Source organism: Arthrobacter sp. NPDC056691, assembly GCF_042791415.1.
Taxonomy (GTDB): domain Bacteria; phylum Actinomycetota; class Actinomycetes; order Actinomycetales; family Micrococcaceae; genus Arthrobacter.
Window position 1 is genome coordinate 81,725 of sequence record NZ_JBHTXX010000008.1, and the last position, 12,286, is coordinate 94,010.

Here is a 12,286-nt window from a genome sequence, read left to right on the forward strand (position 1 = left end):
TTGGATTTCGAGACAGACGTTTCAGCATGCGGACAGGATGGTGAAGTCCGACGGCGTCCCGGACGTTTTGTCCCGAACGGGCAGTCCCAGCGGGACAGGCGCCGAAGCCCCGGTTCAAGTAGTCGGCAGATGGGAACGAAAAATTTGCGTACACATTACGGTTGTTTGGTTCCTGTGCTCACGACTAAGTTGCCGTGTACTGGTCGTCGAAAACTGGCCAAGGTCGCCGAACAGCTCTATCAGATTGAACCACCGGTTCAATGACTTTGGAGCGCGGAACAATGAAACGACTCATCAGATTTGGTGTAGTGGGCGGTACCACGGCGTCCCTGATCTTAGCCCTGGCAGTGGGGGCCGTCCCGGCCCAGGCGGCGACGTGCCAGCCAGGAACACCTGCCCCGGCCAGCACCATCCCGGGAACAACGGTGATGGCCAACAATTTCGAGTCCGGGACTCTGGACGGATTTACGTCCACCACCGGAGGCACGGGAAGCACGGAAGTCTCCTCGGTCCAGGCCCACTCGGGAACCTGCGCCGCCTTCCTGCATGTCACTACGGATGCGGGTTCGGTTGCCAACCTGTCCACCCCTCTGCCGGCGGGTACGGCGACCGCCTATGCGGACGGCTGGTTTAACATCACCCAGGCCGGGGAGTTGGGCAACGATGTCCCGTACCTCCGGTTTTTCTCCGGCAGCATCCGGGTGGCCGACGTCTACCGATACAACAACAACGGAGAGCTATGGCTCCGCACAACCGCACCTGACGGAACCTCCGTCTTTACCCGCCTGCTCGCCTCAAGCATCCCGCTCAGCGAGTGGCACCACGTGGCCATGCGGACCACCGCGAACGGTACCGCGTCAACCGTGGAGGTGTGGTTTGACGGCACAGCGGTGTTCTCGAGCAGCCAGATAGCCTCCGCGGCCACCACGCTGGACACGGTCCAGCTCGGTGCAGAACACAACCGCCAGATGGGCGATAGCTACATCGACGACATCGTCATCAAGGCCTCACCGAAGGCCACCTCCACGCCGTCCATCCGAAGTGCCGCGGACGTCGTGGCGGTGGGTCCTGACGGCACACTGTGGGACTACCCGGCCAGCGGCCAGGGCACGCTGCAGGCCCGGCAGAAGATCGGCATCGGCTGGTCCGGGCTGGCCAAGGGGTTCGTGGCGGACTGGAACAGCGACGGCGTCTTCGACATCATCGCGCAGTGGAAGGACGGCCGGCTGAGCTTCTACCCCGGAAGGCCCGGCGGCGGATTCACCCCGGCCAGGGCCATCGGCACCGGCTGGGCCAGCTTCCACATCACCGTCGGCCACTGGCGCAAAACCGACCAGCACCCGGGAATCCTCGCGTTCGACTCCGCCGGCACCCTCTGGTACTACGGCAACAGCGCCGGATCATCCCTGTCACCCCGCATCAGGACCGGGGCCGGCTGGCGGGGCCTGTACCTCACCATGACCGACTTCGACCAGAACGGGGCACAGGACCTGCTGGCCAAACGCACCGACGGCACGCTTGTGCTGTACCGCTCAACCGGAACCGGCGGCTTTGTGGCCGAACCCCGTCGCACGGTGGGCGCCGGATGGAACAGCATCAACAGCATCACCGCCGTCGCCGGTTTCACCACGGGAAGCTCGGGCCTCATGACCCGGCTCACCGACGGCCGCCTGGCCCACTACCCCTTCAGCAGGGGCACCTGGGGCGCGCGGACCATCGTCGGTGCAGGCTGGAGCAGCTACAACATCCTGCGGTAGCACGGCCTCGTGGCTCGATTTTCTCTCGGTCAGGGCCTCACGGGCCGGGAGGAAGTCGATGCCGCATCTGATTCGATTTCCGCCTCGGTTGCGGCCCTGACCGAGGCGGCAAGAGTCGTATCGTTGCGCGAGATGAGGTAGTGCACCACGGCCGCAAGGGTTGCTCCGATGAACCAGGAGAAGGCCGAAAAAGCGCCAAAGAGCGGGACCAGCGCCAAGACCACGGCAGGGACAGCTGAGACGAGGAATGAAATGTCGGCTTTGCGGTTCCAGCCGCCTGTGTACGTGTAATAGCCCTGCTCAGTGAAGAGGTCCTGCACCAGCACATGCTGCCTGCGGAGCACGTAGTAGTCCATCATGATGATTCCGAAAAGAGGACCGAGGAGTGCCCCGAGCCCGCCGAGGAACAGGTTGATCACCACCGGACTGTTGAACAGGTTCCAGGGTGTGATGACCAGGGCGATCATGGCGGCGATCAGGCCGCCGCGCCTGAAGTCGATTCTTGAGGGCCAGACGTTCGCCAGATCGTAGGCCGGTGAGACGAAGTTTGCGACGACGTTGATCCCCAGTGTCGCCACAGCGAAGGTGACTGCGCCGAGCAGGAGGGCCCAGATGCTGTCGATTCGCCCCACAATCTCCACGGGATCGTAGATGTGCTCTCCGTACACCTTGAAAGTTCCGGCAGTGACCACCACGGAGACTACCGAGAAAGCAATGAAGTTCACTGGCAGCCCCCACAGATTCGCCTTGCGAACCGCCTTGCGGGATGGGGCGAAGCGGGAAAAGTCGCAGAAGTTCAGCATCAGGGTGGAGAAGTAGGTCACGGTCAGCGCCACGGCCGCGAAGAAGGCATGCACGGTGCCCCATTGCGCGGTTCCTCCCGGCAGGTCCAGGGACACGTTCCAGCCTGCGTTGATCAGGATGTAGATGACCAGGAGGCCCATGACGGCCCACACGGCCGGGCCGGCCCAGTCCTGGAATCTCCTGATCGTCTCCATGCCGTTTCGAAGCAGCAGCAGCTGAAGCGACCACATTAACAGGAAGGCAAGCCAGCCCAGGGTGGATTCACCAAGGAAGTTGTTTTCCGTCAGCCCTTTCAGGCCAGGCCAGACCTTGAGGGCGATGATGATGACGGCGCGGGAAGCGAGCCAGGTCTGGATGCCGTACCAGGCGATGGCCACGAGCGCACGAATCAGGGCCGGGAGGTTGGCTCCGAACGTTCCGAACGAGATCCGCGCGAGCACCGGATACGGGACTCCGGTCTTCTGCCCTGCATAGCCGGAGAAATTCATCAGGAAGTAGACAAGGATGATCCCCACAACCAATGCAAGGAAAACCTGCCACGCCCCGAGACCCAATGCGAAGAGGCCGGCGGCGAAGGTGTATCCGCCGAGCGAATGGATGTCGGACATCCACATCGCGAACAGCGAATAGAAACCCCATGTGCGATGTTCGGCCGGAGCCAGGTCTTCGTTGTACAGGCGCGCACTGGCACCGGGGGGAATTGTGTGAGACACCGAAACCTCACTTCCCAACTTCCGCGTTGTGAAATTTAGAGTCTGAATCTTCTGCAGCAGTGCAGCTAGCACTGCTAATCTACTCCCTTTTCATTTCCGTGGATCGGCCAGCCGCTAAGTTAGATCCGCCTTGGGGGCCGCAAGTGTACTTTCGCGCTCGGTGGGTTATCCCGCCGCTGCCGGCTGTCAGCGGGGCCCTGTCGACTCTGATTCCGCCCACCGCTTGTATGCGCCCTGGCGGCTGAAGCCGGCAGCCCGGCCTATCTTGGCCCAGGATGCTCCAGCGGCCCTGGCGTCCGCCACCGTGGAGGCCAACCGCTGACTTGCCTGGTCGTGTTCGTGCGCGGCCGCCATCACCGCGGCAAGGGCAGCAGCTGTGATTGGATCCCGCGGCGGCAGGTGGGACCTCCACTCACGGTGGATGGCGTACTCAATCCGTCGGGCGGCATGCGCCATATCATCGTCGGCCGGGTGAGTGCCCCGTTCCCATAGCTTGCCGAGCCACCCGCAGGTACAGGCCCCGCGCCAGCCCAAGGCTTCGTTGTCCGGCGCTCCGTCAGGATCGGATATGTAGGCGTCCAGTTTTCCTTCTGCGCCGGCTGGGGAGAACGGCCGGTCACCCGCCGCGATATGCTCGATCCACCCCTCGTGCTGGCGTTCCCCAGAGAGCCAACCCATGCTCGCGACCTCCCCCGTGGCAATTCCGTGGGCCAGTCAAGACTAATAGAGCCAGACATCGGCACTGGCAGCCTCGGGTTGCCCATTCCCTGCTACTTTCGGTTTTGCCCCGGCGAAAGCAGCGTAGAACTACGATACAGATGAATAACGGGCGTTGAAAAGAACCAATTCTCCATTCGACAAGACTTCTTAATTAATGAGTAAATTCTCATCAAACAGCCATTAATGAGAGGTTTCTCAGCAATCCGAGATTCCGGGGCGGGTGATTCCAGACAATTCGCGGATACATTTGCATTGGCGGCCGCGCAAAGTCCTGTGGAGTTCACCGCTAAGGGGTGGGTGTTTTGTATCGCTCTTTGTCGATAGTTGCCAGGGCGGCCGGCCTCGTGCCGAGGTTCCCGTGAGCGAACCGCGGCACGAGACCGGCGCGTCTCACTTTTCTAGGCGTGGGATTCGAGCCAGTCTGCGATGGCAGCGATGCCTGCCTCTGCGCCCATCCCAAGGGGGCCGCTGAGGAAGCCGTGCAGCGCGTTCTCGGCAAACCATGTGTCGGCAGTCCCACCCGCTGTCGTGACCAGGCGGGCGTAGTCCTCTCCCGAGGATCGCAGTGAGTCCAGGTCGGCCAGCAGGATCAGCTGCGGCGGCAGTTCGCTGAGCTGGGCCTCGGCCGGGAACGCGTACCGCCCGTTGTCGCCACCTCCGTCGCCGAGGTAGTTTTCTCCCATCTCCTTCAGCCACGATGCGCTGAAGTAGGCCATGCCTGCGGCGTCACGGATCTTCTCGATTTCGTTGGCGTTCCACTTTGGAAGAACGCGGTGAAGGGTCGGGTACGCCAGCACGACGCTCTCCGGAGTGGCAGCGCCGTGGTCCCGGAGCTTGAGTGTCGCGCTGGCGACGAGCGAAGCGCCAGCACTCGCGCCGCCAAGATGTACCGACCCAACACCCAGCCGGGCGGCGTTCGCCTGCGCCCACCGCCAACCAGTCAGCACGTCCTCCAGGGGCGCCGGATAGGCAATGCCGTCGACGGCTTTCCTGTAGTCGATGGACAGCACATTGAACCCGCGTCCGGCCAGAGCGAGGCCCACCCAGTTGGCCTCGGGCATGTCCAGGTCACCGCCGACAAACGCGCCGCCGTGGACCCACACCAGCAGGGGGCGCCCGGTGCTGTTGGGTGTTGAGTAGTAGCGGGCAGGCACGTTCAGGTCGATGTCGACCTCGCTGATCTCCACGGCGGCGAGCCCGGGATGCGACTGGCGAAGCCCTTCAGTTGTCTCTGCAGGGCTCAGCTGCGCCGACATAGAAGACAACATCGGGAGTAGCTGCGCCAGCGGGGGCATCCCTGACGGGCCCGGCGCTTCGATCAACTCGTCTTGAATCATGGTCTCGTCCATTTCAGTTCCTAATCCAGAGAGATTTCCACGCGCGCCTCAGCTGACGAGCGCTGGAATGTCTGCCGGTGCCCAGGTGAAGCGGTAGGTTCCGGAGCCGACCGGCACTCGAACGCCTGTGTCCGTCTCGGCAGCTTCGAGAACCGGCTGCCCGTCGAGGGCCGCAGATCCGGCTGTCGCGCCGAGGAGTCCAACCTCCGCGGTTACGCCGGCCGGGATGGTCACGTCAAAAACGACGGTTCCGTCCGAGTAAGTCCATTCGGAGGCGATCTCGCCGAACGGGGTCCCGGTTGCCGCGGCCACGTGAGTGATCCGGGAGTTGATCAGTGGCTCTACGATAACGTGGCGCCAGCCGGGCGCCGCGAGCCTTATCCCTGCAAGGTGCTCGTAGAGCCAGCGGGCAGATCCGCCCGGAGAGTAGTGGTTGTAGGAGGCCGTCGGCTGACCGTTAGCGTCCACACCGGTCCACGTCTCCCAGATGGTCGTGGCGCCGCGCTGCACCTGGTTCAACCAGGACGGCGCGTCCTCCTGCAGGAGGACATCGAGCGCGACGTCACCGTAGCCGTTGTCACTGAGCTGTTTGAGCAGGAATCCGGTGCTGAGGAATCCGGTGCCCAAGTGGTTGTCGTGCTCGCGGATTCGCTGTACGAGCCGCTCGGCCGTCTGTGCCCGCCGCGTTTCGGGGACCAGTTCGAACTCGAGCGCCCGGACGTACGTGGCCTGCGCGTCCGGCTCGAGGAGGCCCTGATCGGCCATGTAGGTCCGCTGCCACGCCGCGCGGGCGCCGTCGGCGTACTCAGTGAAATGCTTGACGTCCTCGTCCCGGCCGAGGAGTTTCGCGATCTGGGCCAGGCGCCGGCTCGAGTGTTCGAAGTAGGCGGTGGCCACCCATGCCCGCGGGGTGCTGGCAAGGTCGGAGATCATTTCAATCAGGTTGTCGTTTCCATCGCCCTCACCGGCAGGCTCGAGCCACTCGCCCCAGTGGTACCCCGAGTCCACCAGATAACCATCGGTGGAGGTGGAGCGGGCCATGCGGGCATAGCGCTCGATCCATTTCACCATCGCTTCGTAGTTCTCGCGGAGCGGGGCCAGCGAGCCAGTCGCCTCGTAGAGGTCCCACGGGATCAGCACGATCGCGTCCCCCCACCCGGCCGAACCAGACGGCGGCAGTTGGAGCCCGGGCATTAGCTCGTGCCGCTCGCCGCCTTCGCGCCAGTTCTCCCCGTCCATCGGAACGACGTCCGGAATGGTGCCGTCAGAGTGCTGCTGCAGACGTACGTCCGTCAGCCAGTTGCCGAGGAAGGGCGCCGCATCGGCGAACAGCAGCGCCGTGTGGGCGAAGACCTGAGCGTCACCGGTCCATCCACTGCGCTCACGCGTTGGGCAGTCTGTGGGGACATCCAGGAAGTTACCCTTCATGCTCCACAGCACGTTGTCGTGAAAGCGGTTCACCAATGGGTTGGAGCTATCAAATCGCCCGTGGTACTCAAGATCGGCATGGACCGGAATGCTCACGATGTCGAGTATCTCGATGCCCTCTGAAGCCTCGATGGAGACGTAACGGTACCCCTGCGTGCAGAACGTGGGCTCGAAGACGTCGTCACTCCCCGAAAGAGTGTAGACGTTCGGTCCGAGATGAAGGACGCTGTCGTCGATTCCGGGCATGAGGTAGTCGAGTTCGAGTTCCCCCGTGGTAGTGAGCACCTCGCTGGTGCGCACTGCCACGACAGCTCCTGCCGGGCCGCGAACGCTCAAGCGCGTAACGCCGTGAACATTTTGGCCGAAGTCGACAATCTGAACACCAGAGGGCGCCGTGCGGTTCTCGACCGCAGGAATGTGGTCACCCGGACGCATCGGCGGGGCGGATTCTCCGACCAGCACACGCTTTTCGTCGACAGCCACGACCGCGACCTCTTCTGCCAGCCGGCCACTGACAACATCCCAGTCCGTGCGGAGCCGTGCGTCGATCGTCTCGCCATCGCGCGGATCAGAGTCAATGATCGCCCCGTGGCCACCCTCCCAGTTCTCATCGGTGACGATCCTGACGGTCCGGCCGTTTTCGAGTTCGATCTCCAGGTATGCGATCGCGGCCGTGCGGTTTCCGTACATGGCAGGCTCGGCTGTTCCACCGATCCGCCCCCGGAACCGCCCGTCGGAAAGCAGAATTCCCACTGCGTTTGGGCCCTCCTGCACGAATGCGGTGATGTCCCGCACCTGGTACTCGACCCGGGACTCGAAGGCGGTGAACCCGGGATAGAAGCCCGGACCGGTCGCATCCTCACCATTGACGTGCAGGCGGTACCAGCCGAGCGCGGTCGAGATGGAGCGGGCACGCCGCACCGGTGCGTCGAGCGTGAACTCGGTGCGCAGGTACTGGACCGGTGCCTTGGTGCCGACGGGGGTCTCTTCGTCGAGGCGGATCCAACGGGCGTCAGCCAGCTCCGTACCGAGCAGTCCAGTCTCGAACGCCGACTGGGCTGACCATTCCGATACGACATCGTGCTGGTTCCATACGCGCGCACGCCACTGGTACGCCGTAGTGGGGGTAAGTGCCGGCCCGGTGTATTCGATCGTAGGCACGGTGGGGGTAGCCAGCTTCCCGGAGTCCCAGACCATTCCGGTATCAGAAGTGAGCTCCACCTGGGCGTGCACGAGGAGCACATCGCGTTCACTGGTGCCGATCTTCCAAGCGAAAACGGGATTGCGGTCCACGCCAAGAGGGTCGATGAGCCCGTTCACACGTAGATCTTGAGGGTACATGTTCGTTCCTTACTATTTGGGAGAGGTAGTGGAAAGCATGCTGACGCCAGGGTCTCCGGGCCCATTACGCCTTCGCCGCCGCTTGATTCCTGTGGTCGTCGCCTTGGTGTTGTTAGTTGGTGCTGATCGCGTGGATGGATGGGTCGAGGTCCGACTCGAGTTCGTCTTCGACGTCGAACTCGTTGTGGCGATCGCGCTTGCGGAAGACGACCCAGGCGGTGATCACACCGGCGGCCGTGACTGCCGTGAGGAACCAGTAGAGCGTGCTGACTCCGGCCTGAAGGATCAGGGGTGTGACGGATGCCAGTACCGCTGCTGAGAATCGGGCAACCGCGATAATGATCCCCTGCGCGGTGGTCCGCAGAAGCGTCGGGAAGGACTCCTGTGCCCAGACCTTAAGGATCGTCTCTCCGGCGAAGCTGGCACCGATGATGCCGATCATGCCGCCGACGATCATCGTGGTCACGCTAAAGCCGAAAACCGCGATGACTGCCTGGCCGAGGATCATGAGGCCGGCTCCGATGGTGAACCAAGTGAATCGATAGGGCTTGTCCGCGATCTTCATGAAAACCGCATAGCCGACGAGAGCAACAGGAAGTGTGATCAGACCCAGGCCCGACGCGGTCGACACGTCCACTTTGGCCACATTGACGAGCAAATACGTGCCGAACTGGCCAGCAGTATTGCCGGCGAGATTGACCAGCGCATAAAAGAAGATGAGTCCGAAAAAGGGCGTCGCGTAGGTGCGGCTGAACAGCTCCCTGACGGCACTGCGGTCCGCTCGCACCGTTTCGACTCCTGCCTTCCGCTCAGCGCGGGCCTTCAACCACAGCTCGGATTCAGGGATGGTCAGGCGACAGACGAGAACAATGAGCGCCATGACGCCGATATGTGCCAGAAGCAACTGGCCTCCCAGGTGACCAAGGTTGCCGACGCTGATCCCAAGAACCATCGCCGCCACGACTCCCACGAGCCACAGGATGTTGGACAGCGAGATCAGCCGGCCGCGATTGCGGTCGTTGCCCGCCTCAGAGATTGTCGACAAAGACACGGGCAGGTCAGCACCTGTTCCGAGTCCTACGAGAACGGCACCGGTCAGGGCGAATGCGAAATTGTTCGCCAGAATCATGACCAGCACACCGACGATGATCACAACCATCGTTACGGTGAAGACGGGACGGCGACCGAACCGGTCACCAAGCCGACCGCCCGCAAAGGCGCCGATGGCGATGCCGAAAGTGAGGCCGCCGGACACCAGACCGATCTCAGTGGGACCGAACCCCAGAACCGAGGCGTAGATCGTCACCACGATCCCGAAGCTGATGATTGCTGCAGCATCAATGTAGGAGGCCATACCGGATACGGTGGCGACCCACCATGGGTTCGGGCGGCGCGCAGGATGCGTAACTGACATTTTTACTTCTTCCTTGAAGCAACCTCCGCTAAGGAGGCCATCACCTGATTGGAACGATTCAAAAGTTATGCCGACACGGATGCCGCGGAAATGGAGATTGCCCGATTCGCCGATCATCGTGTGGCTGCAATCACAATTGAACCACATATACCTACATGTTGGTAGGTCAATTTGAAAAGTTGTGCAGGATCAATGAAAACTCCAACACCAGCACGCCCCTACTTCGGCAGGCGCCGGCAGGCGCCCGGGGCTGCGGGCGCCAGCAGGCGCCGACAGGCGTCCCGTGGCCGAGCCCCGCCCGGATCCCTACGCCATGGCCCGGCAGTGCCCCTGCCTGCCGCTTCCCCGGTTCCTAGGCAGCGGGCAGGGGCGCTCCCGAGGAGCCCTTGCCTGGACGGTCCGTCGCAGACCCGACCGTCAGTGCATCCAGCATCAACAAAAGCGTCTGGGCACACCTGCGGGGATCCACTTCCGGATCGACCAGCCACTGGGCCTCCACGCCTTCGACGGCGCCGAGCAGAAGCGCAGCCAAAGAATCTGCGTCAGTACCCGGAGCAAGCTCGCCGCGGCCGATGGACCGTTCAATTGCCGCGGCCATCCGTCCGCGCAGCGTCCGGTGGCGGTTCGCAGCCCAGTCCCGGGCGGGATGCTCCGGGTGGGACGCTTCGCTGGTGAGTACATGGCCGAGTTGGATCAGCACCCGGTCCTTGAGAATCCGGTCCACCATTGCCGGAAGTGTCCTCAGCATGTCGTGAATCCCCTGCTCGGGGTCATTCCCCCAACTTTCGAGCTCGAGCTCCCGGTCCCGAAGATCCAACAGAGCAAGGAGCATGGCCTCTTTACTCGGGTAATGGTGCAGCAGTCCGGCGCGGGTGTATCCCGATCGCTTGGCGACGTCGTTGAGCGATCCGCCCCGGTAGCCATGCGCGCTGAATACCGCGACCGCTGCTTCAAGGATCTTCCGCTGAGGCTCTGAAAGGTCTCGTGTGCCCATGAAATCAGGTTCCCATAACGGCCACCCAACTACCAACCAGCAGGTAGGCGAATCACCGACCCAGCCCTGCAGGTTCCACGGCATGACGGCTTATCTGATACCCCGGTTTTGGGAGTCGGTTTAGGACCGGGAGCACAGAGACCGTTTCTAGGATGCCGCGCCCAGGGTGATATCCGCGGTCTGTTCCTGGCCGTCACGCTGGAAGGTGATCTTCACGGTGGCCCCGGCGGCCTGCTCGCGGGCGGCTGCCGTCAGCTCGGAGGCATCGGTGACCGTCCGGCCGGCCAGGCCGGTGACCACGTCGCCGGCTTTCAGCCCGGCCTTGTCCGCGGCGGACCCGGCGGTCACCGAGGCCACCTCGGCGCCGGCGGTGAAGTCCGACGACGACCCTGACGTTTTGTCCTGAACGGACAGTCCCAGCTGGCCATGGGTCGCCTTGCCCGTGGAGATGATTTCCTCCGCCACCCGCTTGGCCTGGTTGATGGGGATGGAGAAGCCGACGCCGATATTGCCGCTCTGGGCGGACGAGGACGACGACGATCCGGCGGACGCGATGGCGACGTTGACGCCGATGATCTCGCCCTGCGCATTCACCAGGGCGCCGCCGGAATTACCCGGGTTGATGGCCGCGTCCGTCTGGATGACGTTGATGCTGATGGAGTCCTGGGCGGAAGCCGAAAGCCCCTGCTGGGAAGAACCGAACGGGTTCTGCGACGAGCTTCCGCCCTGGGACGAGGACCCGTCAGAAGAAGATCCGTCAGACGAGGTTCCGCCGGAGGTGGCGGACGACGCGGTCTCGATGGTGCGGTTCACGGCGGAGACGATGCCGTCTGTAACCGTGCCGCTGAGGCCCAGGGGTGCGCCGATGGCGATGGCGGTGTCGCCGACGTTGACGGCGCCGGAGTCACCGAGGGTTGCCGGCGTCAGTCCCTGCGCGTCGATCTTGATGACGGCCAGGTCGGAGAGCGGGTCGGTGCCCACGACCGTGGCCTTGTAGACCTGCCCGTCGTGCGTGCGGACCTCGACGGCGGCATCCGCGGCCGCCCCGTCCAGGGTCACCACGTGCGTGTTGGTGAGGATGTGGCCCTCGGTGTCCAGGATGATGCCCGAGCCCGTTCCTCCGGAACTGCCGGAGCTGACGCTGATGGTCACCACGCTGGGTGAGGCCTTCTGCGCTGCGGCCGTCACGGCGTTCACACTCTCGGTGTTGTTGACGATGACCGGGCTGATGGCTGCCTGCGCCGTGGTGGTGGTCTTCGCCGCCGCGCTGTGCAGCAGAGCCGAGGCCCCGCTGGCCACACCTCCGCCCAGCAGGCCCGCCGCCACCAGGCAGGTGACGAAGACCGCCGGGCCAACCCGCTTCCTGTCCCGCGGGCGGCCCGGGCGGCCCGGCGGGACAGGCGGCACAGCGCCGAAAGCCGGAGGGACCGGCCCGGAGCCTTGAGGTGCGCTCCCCTGCTGGATGGCAGGGTGTGGACCATCGGTGTGAGCAACAGGGGTGGGGCGGGTCTCCGTGTGCATGGTTTGGCTCCTCAGGCGGTACCGCTCCGAGGGTTCCGGAGCTTTCCCCCTAATCCTGTCCACCGGGCCTTTGGCGCTTCTGTCCCGTCGCTGTGCTGAAGCTGTGAAGGCGCACGCCGGTGGGACACAACTGTGCGTTCGCGCTGCAAAAAACGCATTGACGCCCGTCTGGGCCGGGTTCATCATATGGGCACGCACCGCACGCGGACATTTCGCGGTACCGCAAAAACGCCTCGCCGTTGCCGGCTACATCTCAG

General features: G+C 63.6%; 7 protein-coding genes. 1 reads left to right on the plus strand and 6 read right to left on the minus strand.

The window, feature by feature from the left end:
* The first annotated feature begins 281 nt into the window (after nucleotides 1-281).
* Nucleotides 282-1,757 (plus strand): hypothetical protein, encoded by a 1,476-nt coding sequence (locus ACFRAU_RS09190; protein WP_377999654.1) that lies wholly within the window; start codon nucleotides 282-284, stop codon nucleotides 1,755-1,757.
* A 29-nt stretch (nucleotides 1,758-1,786) separates the two neighbouring features.
* Here the strand turns inward: ACFRAU_RS09190 and ACFRAU_RS09195 are convergent, their stop codons facing one another.
* The 6 genes from ACFRAU_RS09195 to ACFRAU_RS09220 form a co-directional block, all read right to left on the minus strand.
* Entirely contained in the window at nucleotides 1,787-3,274 is a 1,488-nt protein-coding gene (locus tag ACFRAU_RS09195; RefSeq protein ID WP_377999655.1) for an NCS1 family nucleobase:cation symporter-1, read from the minus strand.
* A gap of 1,118 nt (nucleotides 3,275-4,392) precedes the next feature.
* The gene (locus ACFRAU_RS09200) at nucleotides 4,393-5,343 is read right to left on the minus strand and encodes an alpha/beta hydrolase (protein ID WP_377999656.1); all 951 of its coding nucleotides are present in this window, start codon (nucleotides 5,341-5,343) and stop codon (nucleotides 4,393-4,395) included.
* A gap of 36 nt (nucleotides 5,344-5,379) precedes the next feature.
* Entirely contained in the window at nucleotides 5,380-8,100 is a 2,721-nt protein-coding gene (locus ACFRAU_RS09205) for a family 78 glycoside hydrolase catalytic domain (RefSeq protein ID WP_377999657.1), read from the minus strand.
* Nucleotides 8,101-8,212: 112 nt separating this feature from the next.
* The gene (locus ACFRAU_RS09210; protein WP_377999658.1) at nucleotides 8,213-9,631 is read right to left on the minus strand and encodes an MFS transporter; all 1,419 of its coding nucleotides are present in this window, start codon (nucleotides 9,629-9,631) and stop codon (nucleotides 8,213-8,215) included.
* Between the two features lie 235 nt (nucleotides 9,632-9,866).
* Entirely contained in the window at nucleotides 9,867-10,508 is a 642-nt protein-coding gene (locus ACFRAU_RS09215) for a TetR/AcrR family transcriptional regulator (RefSeq protein ID WP_377999659.1), read from the minus strand.
* Nucleotides 10,509-10,655: 147 nt separating this feature from the next.
* Nucleotides 10,656-12,029, minus strand: coding sequence for a S1C family serine protease (locus ACFRAU_RS09220; RefSeq protein ID WP_377999660.1), 1,374 nt, complete (start codon nucleotides 12,027-12,029; stop codon nucleotides 10,656-10,658).
* Between the last annotated feature and the right edge of the window lie 257 nt (nucleotides 12,030-12,286).

Bases quoted from the DNA above. Each gene is read 5' to 3' on its own strand.
- ACFRAU_RS09190 (WP_377999654.1), top strand. From the start codon at position 282: ATGAAACGACTCATCAGATTTGGTGTAGTGGGCGGTACCACGGCGTCC.
- ACFRAU_RS09200 (WP_377999656.1), bottom strand. From the start codon at position 5,343: ATGGACGAGACCATGATTCAAGACGAGTTGATCGAAGCGCCGGGCCCG.
- ACFRAU_RS09205 (WP_377999657.1), bottom strand. From the start codon at position 8,100: ATGTACCCTCAAGATCTACGTGTGAACGGGCTCATCGACCCTCTTGGC.
- ACFRAU_RS09210 (WP_377999658.1), bottom strand. From the start codon at position 9,631: ATGATCGGCGAATCGGGCAATCTCCATTTCCGCGGCATCCGTGTCGGC.
- ACFRAU_RS09215 (WP_377999659.1), bottom strand. From the start codon at position 10,508: ATGGGCACACGAGACCTTTCAGAGCCTCAGCGGAAGATCCTTGAAGCA.
- ACFRAU_RS09220 (WP_377999660.1), bottom strand. From the start codon at position 12,029: ATGCACACGGAGACCCGCCCCACCCCTGTTGCTCACACCGATGGTCCA.